The sequence below is a fragment of the Lacticaseibacillus zhaodongensis genome, assembly GCF_009687905.1.
GTDB lineage: Bacteria > Bacillota > Bacilli > Lactobacillales > Lactobacillaceae > Lacticaseibacillus > Lacticaseibacillus zhaodongensis.
Window position 1 is genome coordinate 44319 of record NZ_BLBG01000007.1, and the last position, 19610, is coordinate 63928.

Consider the following 19610-nt stretch of genomic DNA (forward strand, 5'->3'; position numbering starts at 1 on the left):
TACAGCTAATTCTGTGCAGCAATCTTAGCAAGCCGTTGCAAAACTTGCTATAACGGCATTTTGCTTTCTCATTAAGCCGTAAAGATGCCGGCAAAAGGCCAGCGCCGACGCCAAAATTAAGCTATAGCCAACGTTGGCCCTCAACCCGTTTGCGGCCGAGGACCAAGACGCTTAAACATCTCGTTTAGTTGCAACTTCGGACTGCAAATACTGCGCCCGAATTGACCGTAATCTGGTAATGAACTTAATCAAATACCATCTGGTTACGGTACAGGCTGGAATAGAAGCCCTTGTTCGCTAACAACTCGGCGTGCGTGCCGGCCTCAATGATTCGCCCGTCCCGCAGCACCTCGATCCGGTCCGCGTTCAGGATCGTCTTCAAACGGTGCGCGATGACGAAACTGGTGCGGCCAGCAATCACGTTGTCCATCGCCTTTTGAATCCGTTCCTCCGTCACCGTGTCCACGTTACTGGTGGCCTCGTCCAGGATCAGCAACTGCGGATTGGTCAAAATCGTGCGGGCGATGCTGACCAGCTGCTTTTGCCCCGTGGACAGAACGGATTGTTCATCACTAATTTCAGTATCGTAACCATCCGGCAGGCTCATGATGAAGTCATCAATGTTGGCCTGCTTGGCTGCGTCCCGCACGGCCGCTAAACTCGCGTCAGGCTGGCCAAAACTAATGTTGGCGCGAATCGTGCCCGTGAACAACTGCGGATCTTGCAAGACGATGCCCACCGTCTTGCGCAGCGCGTCTAGGTTCATTGTCCGGATGTCGACACCATCAATACAAATGCGCCCCGAGTCAACGTCGTAGAAGCGGTTGAGCAAGTTCATCACGGTCGTTTTGCCGGAACCAGTCGGTCCAACCAAAGCCACCATCTGCCCGCGCTTGGCGGTCATGGTGACGCCGTGCAGGACCTCGGTGCCCGGATTGTAACTGAAGTGCACATCCTCGATCGTGAGGGCGTCGTGGACCGTGCTGACAGCTAATCCCGGCTCCGGCCGCTTCTCTTCTGGCTGCTCGTGGACCTGCGTGATCCGGCGTGCGGCGGTGATGGCCAGCTGAATCTGCACGTAGACACTAGTTACGGCAACAATCGGCTGGAAGTAGTTCTGCGCGTACTGCACAAAGGCAACAATCAGCGCGAGGCCAACTCCCGTTTGCAGGCCGCCCTGGAGCACGAACCAACTACCAAAGAAGATGACCACCGCGCTCGTCAGCAGCATCATCCCGTTCATGAGTGGCTGCAGCACGCCGGACCAAATCTGCCCGCGCAGTGAGGATTCCCGCACGCGGGCGTTGCGCTCCTCAAAACCGGCGATGGAATCTTGCTGCAGACCATTAGTGATGATCACTTTCTGGCCGGTGATTTGCTCGTTGATGTACCCGTTCAGGTCGCCAATATCATCCTGCTGGCGGTCAACCGCCACACCCGCCTGGTGAATGTTGACCGCTGCAATGATGATGGCCAGCGGCGTTGTCGCCATAGTGATGAAGGCCAGGGGCACACTATTATGGAACATCATGATTACGATCCCGAGAATTTGCGCAATGCTGTAGATCAGCTGCACAAAGGCTTCGTTCATGGCGTTGAAAATATTATCGAGGTCGCTGGTGTAACGGGCGAGAATGTCACCATCGCTATGCGTGTCAAAATACTCGACACGCATTTTTTGCATTTTGCGGAACATCCCCGTCCGCATTTTGCCGGTCGCCACCCCGCCGATCCAGGACATGAACATGGACGTACTGAAGTCGCCCAGTGAGGAAAAAATGTACAGCAGGGTCATGATGCCCAGGTCGCGATAAAACTGGTTCAGGCTGGCGCCATTGCGCAGATAATCAGTCAGGTCGCGCACCGCGGCCCCCATGTAGGTTGGTGCAACGGCCAGTGAGGTAGCAAAGCAGATAACCGCCACCAAGATGCCCAGGAATTGCCAGGGGTAAGCGCGCAAATAATGCCAGTAGTACTTCCCGGCTACTTTTAAATCATGCATCTGCGAACACCCCTTCCCGTGCTTTCTGGGTCTGGTAAATTGCCCGGTATTCCGGACTGGTCTTTAACAATTCTTTGTGCGTGCCCCGCGCGATCAAGCGGCCCCCATCGAGGACCAAAATCTGGTCGGCCTTAATGATCGACGCGATCTTCTCGGCGATGATCACGGTCGTGGTGTCTTTGAGCTCGCGATCGAGGGCCTCTTGCACGAGGCGCTCACTGCGCGCATCCAAGGCACTCGTTGAATCGTCCATGATCAGGACTTTCGGGTGCGCGATGACGCCACGGGTGATTGCCAGGCGCTGCTTCTGCCCACCGGAAAAGTTGGCGGAGCGTTCCTCGACCTGGGCGTTAAAGCCCGCGTCCAGCCGGCGAATAAACTCGCTCGACTGGGCGATATCGGCCGCCCAGTGCATGTCGCGCGTGGTCGCGTCCGGCTTGCCTTGGCGCAGGTTACTGGCAATCGTTCCGGAAAACAGCGTTGAGCGTTGCATGACCATCGCAACGGTCTGCCGCAAGCTGCCCGCGGCGAGGGTCCGCACGTCGCTGCCGCCGACCTTAACCACGCCCTTGGTCGCGTCAAACAGCCGCGGAATCAGCTGGGCGAGGCTGGTTTTGCCGGAACCAGTCGCCCCAACGATCCCAACCATCTGCCCAGGGGCGACCTTGAAATTAATGTCGTGCAGCGTTGGCTGACTGGCACCCGGATAGGAAAAGTCCACGTGGTCGAACTCGATACTACCAGGGAGGTTAACTACCGGCACGTCCGGATAGTGCATGCTCGGCTTGTGTGCGAACACCTCGCCGATCCGCCCCAGGGACACGAACGCCCGGGTGGTCCCACTAGCAATGAAACTAGCATTGATTACCGCCATGAGCAGTTGCATCAGGTAACCGGTGAAGCTGGCCACGGCTGCTAAGTACGCAGGGTGCACGCGCAGGCTCTGCCCGATGACCAAAATAGCGGTCGCCATTGCGAGGTAACCAATCAGGAAGAAGCCCGGCATCATCACGGAGAAGGTGTAGCCGATTTTGATTGCCAGCGCGTTCATCTTGTCGGATGCGCTGGTGAACTGCTTGATCTGGGCGTCCTCCTGCACGAAGGACTTCACGACGCGCACACCCATCAGGTTCTCCCGGGCGATCGTGTTGACGTCGTCGATACGGGCCTGGATGGCACCAAAGTACTTGCTCATCCGCTTCATGCCCACGATGGCGATAACGACAATGATAATCAGCATGATGGCCAGCAGCCACCAGAGTGACGGCACCGTTAGTAGGGCCAGCGTCAGCGCGCCGATGAACATAATCGGCACCCGCGCGACGATTTGGAATACAGCCATGACCATGCCCTGCACCTGGTTAATGTCGTTGGTCATGCGCACAACGAGCTTACTGGCGGCAAAAGTCTCAATGTCCGCGAACGCGAACGACTGCACCTGCTTGTAAAGATCACTGCGCAGCGCGGTGGCAATCCCCACGGCGGCGCGCGCACTAAAGACCGTGTTCACGACCCCGGCAACGATGCCGAGGGCCGCAAACACGATGAGCTCGATTCCCAGATGTAAGACCTGCTGCTGCCGGTTCGCGATAATGGCTGCCATTACCTGTTGCAGCAAGTGTGGTTGCCACAGTGATGCAAAGGCCATGATGATCGTCGCAATGGTCGCAACCAGCTCTGCGCGCCAGAACCGGCGCAAGTATGGCCACAAAGTTTTCATTTTTCTCCTCCACAGTTAAGAAAGCACTTAGCTTTGTCTAATTTAGCACAAATGCCCGCATTTTGGAAAAGCTGCCAACTGCAGACCGCTAATTCCCCCATTAGCCAAAAAGAGGCCGGCAACTACACGGCTGCCGGCCCCCCAATCTTTAATGTTGTTGATTACTGATTTAATTTAGCGAGCGCCTTTGCAGGCACGTCCTTCTTGGCAACACTCTGCCAGCTGATAACACCTTTTTTGTCATTGTTGACCAGCTTCAGGTAAGCATTGCGCCGCAGTGGCCGCTCTTTGTTAGCTTTAAAGTGGAGCGTCTTGCCCTGGCCGTCCTGCGTGTAGCCCTTCAAAGTGTAGGCATAGTCCCGGTAATGCTCACCAGACTTAGCCTTATCGACCACTTGCTGGCCGTCAGTAGTGACCTGGGTGTAGTAGGTCTGCCCACCATAATTAGACTGACCGTACCAAAACAGCCCGCCGGCAACAAAGACCACTAGCAATGCCGATACCGCAATCACAATTTTCCGCATCATTCTTCACCTCAAACATGATTATGCCAGCTCGTGACTGCACACGCCTCGGTCTTCCGCCCGATTTTGCAGCTGCGGGCTTAGGGGCGCAGTGCTTTGACCAAGCTGGCGACCATGATGGCCACGCTCGGGTCATCAAGTTTCTGGTCAAAGAAGAAGTAGCCGGCGAGCATGCCCCCAAAGTTCGACCAGAGCACCCGGGCGATGTCTTGGTCGGGCCAATCCACCAGCTCGCCCGCAGCCTTCAAGCGGTCAAATAAGGTGTACATCCGCGTCCAGTAGCCCTGCGGCATCTCCTGTTTTAACCGGTCCCAATTATCGCTGTTGTAGATGATTTCGCTGAGAAAAGCCTTCAGGACCTTTTTGTTGTTGCGGACTAGATCGATGCGGTTGCGCACCATCGCGTTGATAAACTCGTCGAGTGTTGCGTAGTCCGCACGAAAATCTTCTCTCAGGAAACCATCAATCGTTTGGGGGAAAATCGACTGGATCACCGGGTCAATAATTGCCCGCAACAGGCCCCGTTTACTGCCGAATTTCGCAAAAATATTACCCTCCGCCACGTGCGCACGCTTGGCAATTTCGTGCGTGCTCGAATTAGCGTAGCCCTTATCCGCAAACACGTCGATTGCCGCGCGGATGATTTGCACCTGCTTGGTGGTCATCGTATCGAAAACATGCAGGTCCGCGAACAAACCCATCTCACTTGTGTCCATGCTGCTCCCTCTTCCCAATCTGAATCATCCCCGTGCGTGCCAACCAACAATATCCGCCGCGGAAAATGGCGCGTCAATCGCTTCACCATAAGTAGTCTCATATAATTCGCACTTCTGCGCGTAATCTGCCTGCATCATTGCGCGGCTGTTATCCCGTACGCTCAGTTTAGGATCTGGCCGGAGTGTCTTCAAGATGTGTAAGGTGTATTCGATCCGGTTAAAATCGCCGGTCAGGTGCACACCCGTATCCCGCATTGTCACAAAGCAAGAGACTACGGGCACGTTAAAGCGAGCGGCGTAATAGTACGCACCGCGCTTCGGTGGCCGCGGCCGCCGGTACTGGAACCACATCTCTTGCTCCGGATAGATCAAGACCCAGTTTCCCTTTTGCAAACTGCCCCCAAGCAGTTTAGGAAATTCACGGCCCATGTACTTAGCATCACTACTGATCGGCAGGGTGCCGTAAGTCATCAGGTACCCCAAAAAGCCGCCCATCTCGAGGTTCGTCAGCTGCCCAACAATCTGCAGGCTGCGCCCGCGCGCCGCCTTGCGCACCATCAAGTTTTCCCCGGGGCTGAAGTGGTTACTCGTGACGACAGCACTACCAGTCACCCCGGCCAAATTGTCCCGGCCGACGACGCGCACGTGCCGGGTGTCCACGCTGGCGGTCGTCCCGATCAGCGCCAATTCTAGGTGCGAATTAAGCCAAAATGCGGGCTTTTTGCGCATGCGTAAGTAGTTCGCCTCAAGTGCGCGTTCCTGGCTCAGATCCAAAACCGGATCGTTGGTCTCCACCTTATCGTTGAACCGGCCCTCAGTGGCGGCCCGCTTGATGTTGGCAATCACGGCAGACCGGTCCCCGCGTAGGAACAGGTCGGTGATCATAGCCGCACCTTGCCGGTCTGTTCTTGCACTTCATGGAACGTCCCGGTCTCTGCGGCAATTCTGTCAGCACGGGCCAGTAAGTCTTTGAAGTGCTGATCGTCTTCCTGGTGGTGCTCCGGAGTGTCGTAAATTGCCAGGTTGGCGCGCAACTCATCATTAAATGGGGTGGCTGGTGCATACTTCCAGAACGCCTCTTCGCCCTTCATGCCGGCATAACGCCATGGCTTCTGGTAGAGGTTGTAGTGGATGAGCTTCGTACCGGCCAGTTCCCCGTTTTCAACGTCCCACTTACTATCGATAATGAACATGCGGTCGGTCGCGATTGCGTTGATGTAGTCTTGGTCGGGCGCAATACTGTTGAAGTGGTATGTGTTCAGCAGGTTCAAGAAGTGCCCGGCGAAATCACGCTGCCGCAGCTGCTGCAGATCCATTAAGAGCACCCCGGAGTTGACGTAACGCTCAGCGGGCACCCCGACTGCATTGCGGGAATAGTTGGACATGAGCGCGTCGGTCCCGATAACGGGGTCGAGTGCGGCCCCGATCATGTTGCCCTGCAGGTCGGTGTCGTACAGCTTGCCGATGTCGTCGAGCACGATCACATCCGCGTCAATGTAAACGGCGCGTTTGATTTCGGGGAACATCTCCGCGATAAACAGGCGGTAGTAGATGGTCAGCGTGAAGTAGTCCGCACGCAGGGTGTTGTTGTTGTCACTGAGGCACTCCTGAATTTTGGCAGCCATGGACTCAAAATCGATGCTGACATTAGGGGTCGCCAGCTGCTTGATTTTTTTGACGTGCTCTGGCCGCAAACCCTGGTTCAAAATGATCAGTTGGTATTGACGGTCGGGGTTGGCGTTGGCGGTCAATGATTTGATTGCCACGCCCAGCGCCGCAGCGTAAGGGTCGTTGACGGCGAAAAATACGGGAACAGTTTCTTTAGTTGACATGTTTTAATGATTACCTTTCTTGAAAAGTAGCTGCTCAGCGCAGTAACTTAATTCTTGATAGTTTGCTTGGGACTGGAACTGTGCTTGTGCAATTCGGGCGCAATGGCCGTGTACTGGGCAAGCACGTCATCGTACTCGTGAATTTTGAGGGTGTTGTGCACCCGGTCGATTTCCCACGGCTTGACGGTCTGGGTGTGGAGCCACGGCCACCAGCGAAAACTGGTGGTGAAGTGCTGAAAAACCGTGTCCGGGTGCAGACGGCGCTGATCGTTATAGATGTGACTGGCGATGCGCTTGCTGCCGGCCAGGTGATTAAGTGCCGACTGGTCGGGCATGAACATCTGCCGCGTGGCGCAAAGCTCCCGGCACTTACTGAAGAGGCCGGTGCGCCGGATTTCCGCGAGGTTCAGGAGCAAGACACCCGAATTCAGGTAGTCCGCAAGCCGCAGCTCGCTGTGGAAGAACCACTTGCCGTAGTAGTCAAGCACACCAACAAGTTCGGTGGCTTGCAGGTCCTGCTCGTAAAACGGCAGGGGGTTGCGCCGGCAAACAACATCGGTATCTAAGTACAAAATCCGGTCGGGTAGCTGCGGTAATTGATCTGCGTACAGCCGCAACATGCAATACGGCGTGAACAATGTTTCCATGTTCGCGGTTGGTGCTTGCTGCGCAAACAGATTACTAATATCAATCAATTCCGCGCTGTTACCGCTCTTCTCGGCCCGCATGCGGGCGTCAAGTTTAGCCACTGTATCCGGCGCGATCGGCCGGTACTGCTTTTTGCTAGTGGCGATGCTGGCAGTCAATACATAAATGTGCAGGGGCTCTGGTGTGTGTTTCATTAATGCCAAGGTGGCGATAAACAGGCCATCGGTCATGTGTTCATCGCCGCAAAATAGAATATTCATAAAATGTTTGCCTCCTCGATTCAGTGAATTGGCGTCTGCGCGTGTCATGACGCGCTTAAAATAATTGCGAACTTCCAACCTATTTAACGGTGCTCCGTTCCGCTACCGGCCGGTAACGAATGTACTCAACATTGCTCTGCTGCGCTCGCGTTTGCATCGCGGCACTAATTTTCTGGGCCAAATCTTCTTGCCGCTCACTGCGCCGCAGACTCAGGTCCGGGTAGAAGGGCCCATCAATGTAGACGGTCTTGCGCGGCCGCTTGCCGTACTTCCGCCGCGTGTAGGTACTAGTGGCGGCATAGACCGGCCGGTTAGTGGCAACTGGATAATGTAAGGAACCAGAAACGAAGGGCCGGATCATTGTGGCATAAGGCCAAACGTGCGCCTCTGGATAGATTGCGATAAGGTCGCCGGCCTCTAGCCGTTGATTCATCGCAGTAGTAAAACGGCCCAACTGGTGCAAGCCGCTCGGTAGCACCAATCCCCGGCCCAGTGCAATGAGCGGACCGATGACCGGGATTCCGAGATTAGCGGGTGCCGCCACGGTACTCGCCCGGCCGCGCCCAGCAATCCGCATCGGCGTGAAGGCGTCGCCCACGGGTTGGGTGTGGTTGAGGTACAGAAACGCGCCACGACCCCGCGTCGCCCGTAACTTTTCCCGGCCAACGATGCGTTCGTGCAAATACACCCGGTTGTAAAGGGAGCCGGCAAAACCAGCTAGGCGGTAAACCAAGCTGGACGTGAGTTGAAATGCACGGCCCGGGTGTTGCCACTGATAGTCGGCAGGTAAACGGTAGTCCTGGGTTTTGCTCGTCACAAAATCCGTTGCGTAGCTGGTGTAGTATCTGGTCTCCGTAGCCATTTTGCCCCCTCCCTTCGGCGCTTATTATAGACTGGCTTGAGTGACTACTCAATCAAAAGTTTACAGAAACTTACTCAATTTTGGTTTGAAAGCCCTACCCAAATGCTTATCAGCAGCCCGTGCGGCACTTTCCGCTTTTAGTTGCACGGGAACTAGATGCGCGCTAAACTTTAGCGTAAAGCTGGAGGGGATATACAAATGACAAGCCAAGCTACTGACTTCGTAATCGAACGCGCACTCATCGCCACCTTGCGCGTCAAACCGTTCGAGAAAATCACGATTGACGATATCGCGCGCACTGCAGAAATTGACCGCAGCACTTTTTACCGCTATTTTCACAACAAATACGAGGCGTTAAGCTCCTCGATGCGGGTGATCATCACCCCGGACATGTTCAAGGAACTCGACAGCATGAATCCCAGTTCCCGACTAGCCACGATGATTCAGTGGGTCGTCCACAACCGCAAGTTAATGAAGAACCTGCTGGTCGAAAATCAGCAGTTTAGCTCATACCAAGAGCTGGTCCGCGTCGTCACTACCATCTTGATGGAATTCGACAACAACACCACCGGTTTCTCAAACGATCGCCCCTTAGCCGATCTCATCCATGGCGCCCCCGACCCGAAACGGCTCATTCACTTCGCCGCCGCCATGATCGTCTCCGTGCTCACGGATTACATCGCTAACGACGACAAAATTAAGGCCGATGATGTCATTAACGATATTCACTACCTGTTCGTGAAGCTCGGATTAGACGAAGACGCAGCTGCCGATCACGCAAGCACAATGCGGAAGGATTAAGCAATGCTAGATTTGCTCTTTAGCCACGTACCAACCATCATCGGTATCATCATCTTTATCAACACCGTTGCCGCAATCGTGACGGTGTTCCACACGCCCCGCAACATTGCGTCCACTTGGGCCTGGCTGCTCGTGCTCGTGATGATCCCCGTCATCGGCTTCATTTTGTTCATGTTTACGGGCCGCGGGATGTCACAGGATAAACTGTTCCACATGCACCAAGCGGACCGCATCGGGTTAAAAGAAGTTATCGAGACCCAAGTTGCCGCCCTGCCGAAGTACCATCACTCTAGCGCCGACGACATTACGAAGAAGCGCAAGCAAACGGTCGAACTGTTCCGCAAAATCGACCGGGCCCCACTGACCCGCCGCAATGACGTCAAAATCTACACGGATGGCAACGATAAATTTACCGCCATGCTGGCTGACATTGCCCAAGCTAAGCGCAGCATCCACATTGAGTACTACACTTTTTACGCCGATGAGATCGGTACCCAAGTCCGCGACGCCCTGGTTGAACGGGCTAACGCGGGGGTGGAAGTTCGCGTACTCTACGATGCGTTCGGTTCCCACGGCACGAACGCGAAGTTCTTTAAGCCGCTGACCCAGGCGGGTGGCCAGGCGGTGGCTTTTGTTACCTCCACTAACGCCGTCGCAAGCTTCCGCTTGAACTACCATGATCACCGTAAAATCGTGGTGATTGACGGCAAGATCGGTTACACTGGCGGCTTCAACATCGGCGACCAGTACCTGTCCCGCAGCAAGAAGTTCGGCTACTGGCGTGATACGCACCTGCGCATCGTCGGCCACGGGGTGGAATTACTCCAGATGCGCTTCATGATGGACTGGAACGCATCAGTTAACGACAGTGAACACCTAATTTACACCCCGGAGTATTTCCCATTGCCGGATCAGGTGGTCAGTGGCACCACCAGCCTGCAGGTGGTCACCAGTGGTCCTGATTCCAACGATGAGCAAATCAAGACCGGTTACATCAAACTGATCAACGAAGCCGAGCACCGGGTTTGGCTGCAGTCACCCTACCTCGTTCCCGATGACTCCATGATCACCGCCCTGCACATGGCGGCTAGTGCCGGCGTTGACGTGCGGATCATGATTCCCTGCATGCCCGACCACCCCTTCATCTACCGGGCAACCCAGTACTACGCGCACATGCTGCACGATTTTGGCGTCAAAATCTATGTTTACCAGAACGGCTTTCTGCACGCCAAAACCATGCTCGTTGACGACGACATCTGTTCGGTCGGGAGTGCCAATCAGGACTTCCGTTCTTACAGCCTGAACTTCGAAGTGAACACCTTCATGTACGACGATGCGATCGTCAGCCAATTGGCGGACATCTACGAAAACGACATCGAGATGAGTGAACTACTCACAGATGAAACCATCGCGGATTGGTCCCACTGGCTGCGGTTCAAGCAAAATTTCTCGCGCTTACTATCACCAGTTCTATAAGCACCGCAACCCAACAAAGGGGGCGCAGCCATTCAGACTGCGCCCCCTTTGCATTTACATTTTGTCGAATCGTGAAGCACAACTCTTAAACCGAGCTACTCCGTTGCACCCGTGGTGTCCCACAATCACAATAAGCAGCTTCAATTTCCCGGACCATCTTGGTGAGATTGTGCCGACGTAGCCATCCGCCAATGGGGATGTTATCCGCCAGCCAGCGACTGCCAGCATTTACCTCTTCTCCGTACGCTAAGCGCATTTGCGCGGCACCGAGCGCTTCCAGCTGGTAGCTAACGCAGCGTTCGACCCGGCCAACACGCAGGCGATAAGCATAACAGCGATTCGGCGTGCAGTCGGTGATGACATAATGCGCATGCTGCCCGTTTGGTAGAACTTTCCGGTAGGCAAAATTCTTGAGTCGCGTGGCCGAAATATTGCGCCCAACGCTGCACTGAATATCGTAAATTGCCGACTGGATCAGCTCCGTAAAGAAGTACTCCGCCGGAACGGCTAACTCGATTTTTAGCTCCATCAATCCTGCCCCCTACCATATACTTCCCCTGCACAAGCAGCGCGAATCCGCCTCCCCAGACGCATTCCACTGCTGCATGCGGGTTACTTACTCGAGCCGGTCACTCCCGTTCAGGACGATTACAGCTTGCAGCAGACCGGCGCCGCGCACTTTCAACGCTTGTAACTACCTGCTTGTCCTATTGTCTAGCATCCATGCTGCCACTCCCTGCTTAGTGTTCCCCCGAAAACTAAGCCCTTGCTGCTCAGGTATTACGTAATGCTTACTTTGCTTATAAATAAAGTCTACAAGATTGGCCCCAGTCTGTTCAAGCGCTTTCATAAACTTTTTTAGCAAATAAACCACAAAATTTGCTAATGCCAACGAATTGAATAACACGTTATAAAGTGCTGGCAGACAATATTGGTTGCTATCATTGCATTCATTAATTTTCAACAACCTTTTGTCTAATCAAATTTTCTTTAGAATTCCGTAACTTTTTGCTCTATTATGTTTGGAGGGAGGAGCAAACCGGTGCAATTAATTAATACTATTTACAACTTATTCTTTAGCAGCCCCAACCGCCGCGCAGCAACAGGAGCCATTAGCTCCTCTGCGCTGAACCTGCTAGCGGGCCTCGTCTCCGTAATCTGGGGCGCCTTTACCCACGCGCCGTGGCTCGTACTGAACGGTTCTTATTACCTCCTGCTGTTCTTTAGCCGCCGTTACGCCTTGCGCCAGTACTGGGCTAGCCGCCAGCAAAATGCTGCCAGCGACCGGTTTCTGCGCGAATACAAGGCCTACCACAACACGGGCGCATTCCTGATCGCCATCGGGGGTAGTTACATTGTCTTGACCTTGTGGCTGTTCTTCGCGGTCCATCACCCCGAAGAGTCGATCAGTGCCGCCATCATTGGGGGCCTGATTGCCGTCATCAAAATTGGCATCGAACTACGGGGAATCTTCAATTACCGTGGCTTCAGCAATCCAATCATGACCACCATCAAGCGCCTCAACCTGGCAGCGGGACTCATTTCCTTTGGCCTGGCGTCGCGCTCGATCCTGATGCTGGGGCACCTACTCAATACCGTGGGCAACACGCTGATTTTGGGAATCGTCCTCGGTGGTGCCATTGTGGCTGTTGGCTACTCGATGTTCAGCAAGCGGCAAAACGCGGTCCCATGGGTCAACGAAGGTGACGGGGACGCCGACTACGCAGAAATGGGCTGAAAAATCTTAATAGCAAAAAGCAGCTCCACAACCATTCAAAAACTACGGTTGTGGGGCTGCTTTTATGTATCGGCAAAGCCGCAGACTAATTCAAAACTCCGCCAGCAAGCTACGCAACTATTGAATTACATCCGCCTGCGCCCACTGAATCGTGATGCCGTATCCATCGTAGAAGTTCCCCTCATCCGCACCATCGTCAAGGATCATGTCGATGCTGGGCTCGTCCATCTGGTCTTGAATCGTGTTGATCATCTTGCGAAATTCATCCCGGCAGCGCGCCTTATGGGCAAAAACTTCCGTACCCATTCCGTCCGGATTCGCAAAACTCAGTACGTATACAGTCTGGTCCATGTTACTTCCTCCTACTTTTCTTCAGCCTGCAAGCGGCGGCGCGCCTCATCAAAACTAATGATTTTGGCGGGCTTATTCTGCTTGGGTGCGGGCTGGGCTGGCTTCTGCTTGATGTCGAAGAACTCCTGCAAAACTGCTGCGTGGCGGCTCATGAAGCGCTGTTCGCCGCCAGGATTGGCAAGTGAGTCCCCATCTAGCTGGGCCGCGAACTGCATCCGCAGATCCGTTGGTAGCGGCGAAGTGTCCACCATGAAGCTGGTGACGAGTTGATTAATAAGTGCGTCCATCTCCCGCTGGTTCTTGGGCGGCTGCTGGCCATCCAGCATTTTGCTCAGATTAATGTCGGGCATCACGATGCGTTTGAACCAATCGGTGATGTACTTCATGTCCGCGCGACCATAACCGTCGGCAATAGCGTTGCAGAGCATCAGGTCCATACCGTCTGCGCCCTCAGCAAGCAACACGAATTCACTGAAGTGTTCCTGCATGAACTTGTCATTATCGAGCTTGCTTTCCCGCTGCAGGCCGTAAAACTCCGCTAACGTGTCCAGAACGTCATCGGGATCAAAGCCATTGCGGGGGTTGGGATTCAGGCCAGTGCCATCATCGTAACGCTCAAAATTGTAGCCGTCGTAACCCTGAATGTCATCCAGATAGGCGTCAGTGCTAGCGGGCATGTACAGCCCCCCGAATTCTGTGAGTGCGTGCAGCAGGGCATCCGCATTATTGATGTGCCCCTCCTCCTGCAGATAACCAAAGTAGTTACCTAGCATGACGAAGGTTTCGCGCCACGCATCTGCGCTCAGCTGACGATAGTGTTCTTGCGCAATCTGCTCCGTAGCCGTTCCGGTCCACCGCCGCGGCCGGCGCCCGAATTCGTCACACATCGCCAGACTATATTCGCGGATAATTTCGCGAATTCGCTTGTCACTGATTTTGAAATTCTCTGCGTACGCCTGAATGCCGGGATTAGTGAGGAAATCATCAAGCCACTCCTGCGTATGTTCAAGCACGTATTTACGGTCCGCATCGTTTTGCTTAGCCATTTTTATCTCCTCATGTTCTTAGCTGATCTACTTTCATTATAGAGTAAGCCCGAACGCATCGCATCCAAGCGGGCACTTATTTTGCAAACACTTAGGCTGAACACCGGTGGCAGCCTTTTTTTGAATGGCCACTGGGCGCCACCAGCCCCAGTTAGCATGACCAGTTTGCAAAAGCCGCTTTCATTTAAGAACGTATGTAATATAAAAAACAAAGTTGCCCGCAATTCGGCACGTGCAGCGGAAGCACAGCAGACCGTTTTCAGTAAGTCCTGACACAGTACAACGGTGTAATATTTTAACAGTCGGCTGCCAGAGTGCCAACTTGACAGCCCTAATAAGCGCTTCATAACCGACGTTTTATCTATTTATGTACAAATATGTACAAATCTACCACCGAGTGCGCTGCCATTTATGCTGATATTTTGGCCGCCGGAACAGAGCCAAGCCCAAGCCGGACGGTCTAGATATAGAATAACAGTCGCTCATTATCAACATGGTTGTATAATTTCTAACCGCAAAATGATACGCCGGACCAATCCGCAGTAAATCCGGGCTTGCCTCCTGTGAAAGTTTTCACCGCTTAATCAGCATTGGTTAAGAAATAACATGCTATTACGCATTTTCCTTGACTTGACCCACCACCCGTAGCGTATACTGAGTCCTTGGGGAAATTTAGGAGTACTTATAATTTAGGAGGAGCACCTTTGGAAGATTACGACACACAACTTGGCCCATTTTTCCGGCACATCCGGAAGCGCCGTGGCCTTAAAATTCGGGACGTCGCGAGTGGAATTTCAGAAACAACTCTCTCGCGATTTGAGCGTGGTCAAATCGACCTCACAATTGCTAAACTTGCACCTTCAGTTGAAGCACTCGAAGTCGATCCCGAAGACCTATTTCTGCGGTCAGCCCAATCAAAACGGGCCTTTACCAACGCACTGCAGCAAGTGAATACGGCTCTGGTCAACGCTGACCAAGCCGCGGCTGAAGAAGCGGTCAATGCCTACCGTAGCGCAACGGCCCACCGCGACCTGCCGCTGCGGCACTTTGACCTGCTGATTCTAAACTCAGTTGCCCGGTCAATTACTGACCCGCTCGCTTACATGCACGAAGACGAACAGCGGGAAGTGCTTAACTTCTTGGCTAGAGACGATGATTGGCACCGTTTTGAATACATGCTTCTGGGCCACCTGATCTACTTCATGGACGCCCACGCAGCTGAGCGCTGCCTGCGGATCATGCACCGCTCCTACACCCAGCGCAAGCACCCGCTTGACGATACTTGTGAATACGCGGAGGCATTGCTGAGCGCAATGCGGCGCCCACTGGCTGAACGCTCCTTGGCAATGGCCGATGAAATCAGTGGCATGCTTGCCGACCTCGGCGACGACCCATTGGCGGCTAACTTCAACTACCGCCGCTCTTTGGCGCTGGATGTTCTAGCTTACCTTAAGCAACCAACTAGTGCGCGGCTTGATGCAGTCCAAACCACGCTGAACGCAATGGCTTTGACTGGCAACGACACGATTGCTAATAGTGATGCGCGTTGGCTGCAACTGATTCGGGTTCCTGTTAGTAACGTTGGGGGCCAACAAGACATCGCGGAGCAAATTGAAGCCGAAAGCTAAGCATTTTGCTTAAGCCCCGGCTTGAAGCGCCCCTCAAAGCACACAATAAAAATAAAGATGGTCGCAGCAATTAATAGTTTGCTGTGACCATCTTTTTAATTTGCCTGCGTTGGCGTGAGGCTGCGCTCGATAAAGCCAATGACGACCCGCTTTTGCTGCGCCAAGTCCCCAGTAGGCAGACCGAGCATAATGCGTAATACTAGCGCCAGCATTGGCCCCGCCAATCCCTGCAACAGCATATCATTTGGTAAATCGACAATCAGTTTTTGCGCTCTTAGTTTTTTCAAGTCGACAATCAGGTCCGCATAAACATGATCCGTGAATAGGCGGCTGAGTTTGGCTAGGGTGTCCGGGTTATTGAGAATCTGACCCAGCACGATTTTGAGGGCTGGAGCGTTGATGGCGAGAAAATCGATGCGGTTCCCAACAACATTAGTTACGAATGTGTGCAGGTCGGGGTAATCCTGATTGATCTCTTGGTTAACGAATTCCGTTGCGGCCCGCGGAATGGCCCCGGCGAAGAACGGTGCGAGCACCGCGTTCAGCAGACCATCCTTGGTCTTATAGCGTTTGTAAACCGTGCCCTGCGCCACGCCCGCGCGCTTAGCAATGTCCGCCGTGGTCGTGTGGTCGAAACCCTGCTGAGTAAAGAGTGCGAACGCTGCTAGCAAAATATCCCGCTGCTTCACCGGCAGGGTCGTGTCTGCGGCAAGCGTCTGGGCATATAGTTTTTGAAAATCGCTCGGTTGTTTATTTGTCATCAGATGCCCCCACTTCTATACTTTCCGGTAACGGCGCAGCCCCTCAATATTGGCAACGGTCAGAACCACTAGGAAGAGCATCAGTACGCCCAAATCCACGAGCACCTCGTTACTAAACAGGCTGCGACCGTACATGATGATCTGCTCCTGCGCATCTCCAGAATACTTCAGTGGCAGAATGTACGCAATGTCGCGCACCCATGCAGCCATTGAATCCAGCGGGACGATCCCGGAGAAGAAAATCTGTGGAACCAGCACGATCGGAATGAACTGCATCATCTGAAACTCGCTGCTGGCAAAAGTCGACAGCAGAATGCCGAATGCTAAAGCGACCAATGCCAGTACGAAGTTGACAAAAATGACTGCCGCTAAGCTACCGACAATCTGGATTCCAAGTGCATAAATCGTGACCACAACGATAATTAGGGTCTGGATAATGGCCAAAAGTCCATAAGCAATGGTGTAGCCAAACACGATGTCACTACGCCGGACTGGGGTCGCCAGCAAGCGGTCCAGGGTGCCACTCGTCCGTTCCTTCAGCAGCGCCATCCCCGAAATCAGGAAGACGAAGAAGAAAACGAAAAAGCCCATGAGAATCGGCAACATCTTGTCAAAGAAGTTGGTGTTCTTGTCGCCGTAGACGTAGTGGTTGGTGATTGTCGGAGCGGCAGCCTGCTTGTGCGTCGTGGCTGGCGCCGCCGCGTTGCCCGCGCTTGCAGCCGCAAACTGCTTGGCTGCCGGTGCTGGTAACAGCTTGGTCAATTGCCCGATGGCCGTCTGCTGCTTGGCGATGACCGTGCCCTGCAGCTTAAGGGTTTGCTTCATGGTTTCCACACCCTGCTTGGTCAAAACACCCTGCATGACCTGCTTGACCGCGGCGGTCTTGCTGGCATCAGTGTTGGCGTGGGTCAAGATGTACTTACTACCAGATTTGCGCACAATGGCGTCCGCATGCTGATTTTTCAGGCTTTTACGCGCGGCCCGCATGCTAGACTTTTTGACGACCTGAACGTGCTTAACATCTTCCAGCTCCGTCCGCACCGCACTCGGAACGTGCACCGCGTCAATGGTGACGCTGGTACTAGAATTGGCCCCAAAAATAATTTTCATCAGAAACATGATCAAAACTGGTGCGAGGAACATTAACGCCAGCGTCCGTTTGTCGCGAAACAGCTCCTTGATCACCCGTCTTGCAATCGCAAGTGTGCGCATTATAATTCCCCCTCTGCTTTCAAAAATGCATCTTCGACCGTCTGCACACCGTACTGCTTTTTAAGATCGGTCGGCGTCGCGAAGGCCATGATCCGTCCGTCCAAAAGCAGTGCGACTTTGCTGCACAACTCGGCTTCGTCCATTACGTGGGTGGTGATCAAAACGCTATGACCGTTCGCACTGAGTTTGTGTAGTTCCGCCCAAATTTTGCGGCGCAGCGCCGGGTCGATCCCCACTGTGGGTTCGTCCAAAATCAACAGCTCGGGATCACCCAGCAGGGCAATTGCCAGTGACAGCCGCCGCTGCATCCCGCCTGAGTAACCGGACACACGCTTGTTCAGGTCAGCCTCTAAGTCAACGACCGCCGCCACGTGCGCGATTGCTGGCTGCATTGCACTCTTCTTCAGGCCCTTCATCTGGCCGAAAAACTCCAAATTCTCGCGGCCACTCAGAGCGTCGTAGAGGGCGTCGGTCTGCGCCATGTAACCGATCCGGCCTAACAACTCGCGGTTCGGCATTTTGGTGTTCAGCACCAAGGCCTGCCCGCCGTCTGCCTTCTCCATCCCCAAGGCGGTCTTAATAATCGTCGATTTACCGGCACCAGAGGGCCCAATTAGACCGACGATTTCACCCTTAAAGACGTTGAGGTTGATTCCTCGCAGAACCAATTGCTTATCAAACTGCTTCTGCAAATCGGTCATTTGAATTACTTGTTCAGTCATTACTGCACTTCCCCTTTTTCGTCGGCAGCCATTGGTGAGTGCCGACTCACTTTTAACGGAGATGAGCATAGCACCCGCAAAAGTGAGTGTCAACTCACTTATGCAATAAAAAACAGGGGCTGAATGTTCAGCCCCTGTTAATACGGTATTTATGCCTGCAGAAACTTTGTCTGTAACTCCTGCACTCCGCTGGCTCCGAAGCCCAGCCCGTTCGCGAGGTAGGCGGCCGCATCACCATAGTTAGTATCAATCCAGTCCAGCACCCCTGCAATGTAACTACTGTGGACACCCGATAGCGCCCGGAGGTTTTGAATCATACCATCCGTTGCACCCTTCTGCTTGAAATATGCATCCAGCTTAGCCGCATTCGCCTGAATGGCCAAGCTCGATTGCATGTAGTCACTGATGATAAACTGCCGGTCGACACCAAGCGCGGCCAAAAAGACGGCCGTAAACACACCGGTGCGGTCCTTGCCCATGGAACAATGGCAGAGCACGGCGCCAGGAGTGCTAAGTGCGAGCGTTAATCCCTGGCGCAGACTGGCCTGCAGCTCCGGGTCAGAAACGACTCTGCGGTAAGCCTGCTGTTTGACTACGCTTGCGTCGTTGTGCTGCTGAAAATATGCGAACAAATCGTCAGTCGTCGGAGCAATGGCGCTGATGTGGTCCGAGGCAATCGGTGCGTTGAGGTAGGTGCTGCCCGCAATCCGGCGGTCAGGATGGGCCTGCACCTCGAACTGCTGCCGCAAGTCGATGACCCCAGTGATGCCGAATCGCTGCAATGTCTTTAGATCGGCGGCATCCGCGGCGCTGAGCCGGGAGGAGCGGAAAAACATGTTGGGACGCAAAATTTGGCCTGCCGTTCCGCGCACGTTCCGGTACGTCCGGGCGTTACGGACCTGGTCTAAATTAATAACGGCTTTGTTCAAATATTTGGCTGCAGCTGCAGGCATGAAAAGCACCTCCGAAGTTTTTTAAACGCTGCTAAAGCGCACTCACGAGTAAGCATAGCAGAAGCAGCATTGGCTGACTAGTAGTGACCGCCACCAAAAATTTTGCCAACTTTATTCTTGACAGTGATATCAGGAGTGGCTATGCTTGTCTCAATTAAATTAATTAGTTCTTAGAAACCAATGAGGCGGAGATCAAACCAGTTGTGCACGTACAGAAAGTCGCGATGATGAGAATGCGACCGAACGCAGGCTGGCAAATGGACCGCCGAGGGATCCTGCAAAAGTGGCTATGGCCGCGAGTACCGGGATACGTAGAGGCATACGTCAGTTGCCGGGAGAGTGTTAGCTCTTCGCTAAG

At 53.9% G+C, this 19610-nt stretch carries 19 protein-coding genes; 4 read left to right on the forward strand and 15 right to left on the reverse strand.

Going from position 1 to position 19610, the window contains the following annotated elements:
• Positions 1–244 precede the first annotated feature (244 nt).
• From GN107_RS06695 to GN107_RS06730, 8 genes are all read right to left on the reverse strand, one after another.
• A complete protein-coding gene (locus GN107_RS06695; RefSeq protein ID WP_155286957.1) occupies positions 245–2002 on the reverse strand; it encodes an ABC transporter ATP-binding protein in 1758 nt (585 codons plus the stop codon).
• Entirely contained in the window at positions 1995–3722 is a 1728-nt protein-coding gene (locus tag GN107_RS06700; protein WP_155286958.1) for an ABC transporter ATP-binding protein, read from the reverse strand. Before GN107_RS06700 ends, GN107_RS06695 begins: the two co-directional genes overlap by 8 nt.
• A 161-nt stretch (positions 3723–3883) precedes the next feature.
• The gene (locus GN107_RS06705) at positions 3884–4249 is read right to left on the reverse strand and encodes a YxeA family protein (RefSeq protein ID WP_230678567.1); all 366 of its coding nucleotides are present in this window, start codon (positions 4247–4249) and stop codon (positions 3884–3886) included.
• A 77-nt stretch (positions 4250–4326) separates the two neighbouring features.
• Positions 4327–4962, reverse strand: coding sequence for a TetR/AcrR family transcriptional regulator (locus GN107_RS06710; protein ID WP_155286959.1), 636 nt, complete (start codon positions 4960–4962; stop codon positions 4327–4329).
• Positions 4963–4986: 24 nt separating this feature from the next.
• Complete coding sequence (locus tag GN107_RS06715) at positions 4987–5847, reverse strand: lysophospholipid acyltransferase family protein (protein ID WP_155286960.1); 861 nt, start codon at positions 5845–5847, stop codon at positions 4987–4989.
• Positions 5844–6794, reverse strand: a complete 951-nt coding sequence (locus GN107_RS06720; protein ID WP_155286961.1) for a glycosyltransferase family 8 protein — start codon at positions 6792–6794, stop codon at positions 5844–5846. The genes GN107_RS06715 and GN107_RS06720 overlap by 4 nt, the downstream gene beginning before the upstream one ends.
• 47 nt (positions 6795–6841) lie before the next feature.
• Entirely contained in the window at positions 6842–7702 is an 861-nt protein-coding gene (locus GN107_RS06725) for a glycosyltransferase (protein ID WP_155286962.1), read from the reverse strand.
• Positions 7703–7781: 79 nt separating this feature from the next.
• The gene (locus tag GN107_RS06730) at positions 7782–8564 is read right to left on the reverse strand and encodes a lysophospholipid acyltransferase family protein (protein WP_155286963.1); all 783 of its coding nucleotides are present in this window, start codon (positions 8562–8564) and stop codon (positions 7782–7784) included.
• 198 nt (positions 8565–8762) lie between these two features.
• Between GN107_RS06730 and GN107_RS06735 the strand changes: the two genes are divergently transcribed.
• On the forward strand, positions 8763–9365 hold the full coding sequence (locus GN107_RS06735) for a TetR/AcrR family transcriptional regulator (protein WP_155286964.1): 603 nt from the start codon (positions 8763–8765) through the stop codon (positions 9363–9365).
• 3 nt (positions 9366–9368) lie between these two features.
• Positions 9369–10841, forward strand: coding sequence for a cardiolipin synthase (gene cls, locus GN107_RS06740; protein ID WP_155286965.1), 1473 nt, complete (start codon positions 9369–9371; stop codon positions 10839–10841).
• 85 nt (positions 10842–10926) lie between these two features.
• On the opposite strand, the gene GN107_RS06745 is transcribed toward cls, so the two are convergent.
• Complete coding sequence (locus tag GN107_RS06745; protein ID WP_155286966.1) at positions 10927–11370, reverse strand: DUF3284 domain-containing protein; 444 nt, start codon at positions 11368–11370, stop codon at positions 10927–10929.
• Between the two features lie 513 nt (positions 11371–11883).
• Between GN107_RS06745 and GN107_RS06750 the strand changes: the two genes are divergently transcribed.
• The gene (locus tag GN107_RS06750) at positions 11884–12579 is read left to right on the forward strand and encodes a hypothetical protein (protein ID WP_155286967.1); all 696 of its coding nucleotides are present in this window, start codon (positions 11884–11886) and stop codon (positions 12577–12579) included.
• 117 nt (positions 12580–12696) lie between these two features.
• Here the strand turns inward: GN107_RS06750 and GN107_RS06755 are convergent, their stop codons facing one another.
• Positions 12697–12930: a hypothetical protein gene (locus tag GN107_RS06755; RefSeq protein ID WP_155286968.1), complete on the reverse strand. Its 234-nt coding sequence runs from the start codon at positions 12928–12930 to the stop codon at positions 12697–12699.
• Positions 12931–12941: 11 nt separating this feature from the next.
• A complete protein-coding gene (locus tag GN107_RS06760) occupies positions 12942–13976 on the reverse strand; it encodes a hypothetical protein (protein ID WP_155286969.1) in 1035 nt (344 codons plus the stop codon).
• Positions 13977–14680: 704 nt separating this feature from the next.
• Here GN107_RS06760 and GN107_RS06765 point away from each other — a divergent pair.
• Positions 14681–15604: a helix-turn-helix domain-containing protein gene (locus GN107_RS06765; protein WP_196246273.1), complete on the forward strand. Its 924-nt coding sequence runs from the start codon at positions 14681–14683 to the stop codon at positions 15602–15604.
• A 95-nt stretch (positions 15605–15699) separates the two neighbouring features.
• Here GN107_RS06765 and GN107_RS06770 read toward each other — a convergent pair whose 3' ends face one another.
• The 4 genes from GN107_RS06770 to GN107_RS06785 form a co-directional block, all read right to left on the reverse strand.
• Positions 15700–16365 carry a TetR/AcrR family transcriptional regulator gene (locus GN107_RS06770; protein ID WP_155286971.1) on the reverse strand — a complete coding sequence of 222 codons (666 nt, stop codon included), beginning with the start codon at positions 16363–16365 and terminating at the stop codon, positions 15700–15702.
• A 15-nt stretch (positions 16366–16380) separates the two neighbouring features.
• Entirely contained in the window at positions 16381–17577 is a 1197-nt protein-coding gene (locus tag GN107_RS06775) for an ABC transporter permease (protein ID WP_155286972.1), read from the reverse strand.
• Positions 17577–18299, reverse strand: coding sequence for an ABC transporter ATP-binding protein (locus GN107_RS06780; protein ID WP_155286973.1), 723 nt, complete (start codon positions 18297–18299; stop codon positions 17577–17579). The genes GN107_RS06775 and GN107_RS06780 overlap by 1 nt, the downstream gene beginning before the upstream one ends.
• Before the next feature lie 149 nt (positions 18300–18448).
• Positions 18449–19252 (reverse strand): tyrosine-protein phosphatase, encoded by an 804-nt coding sequence (locus tag GN107_RS06785; protein WP_155286974.1) that lies wholly within the window; start codon positions 19250–19252, stop codon positions 18449–18451.
• Between the last annotated feature and the right edge of the window lie 358 nt (positions 19253–19610).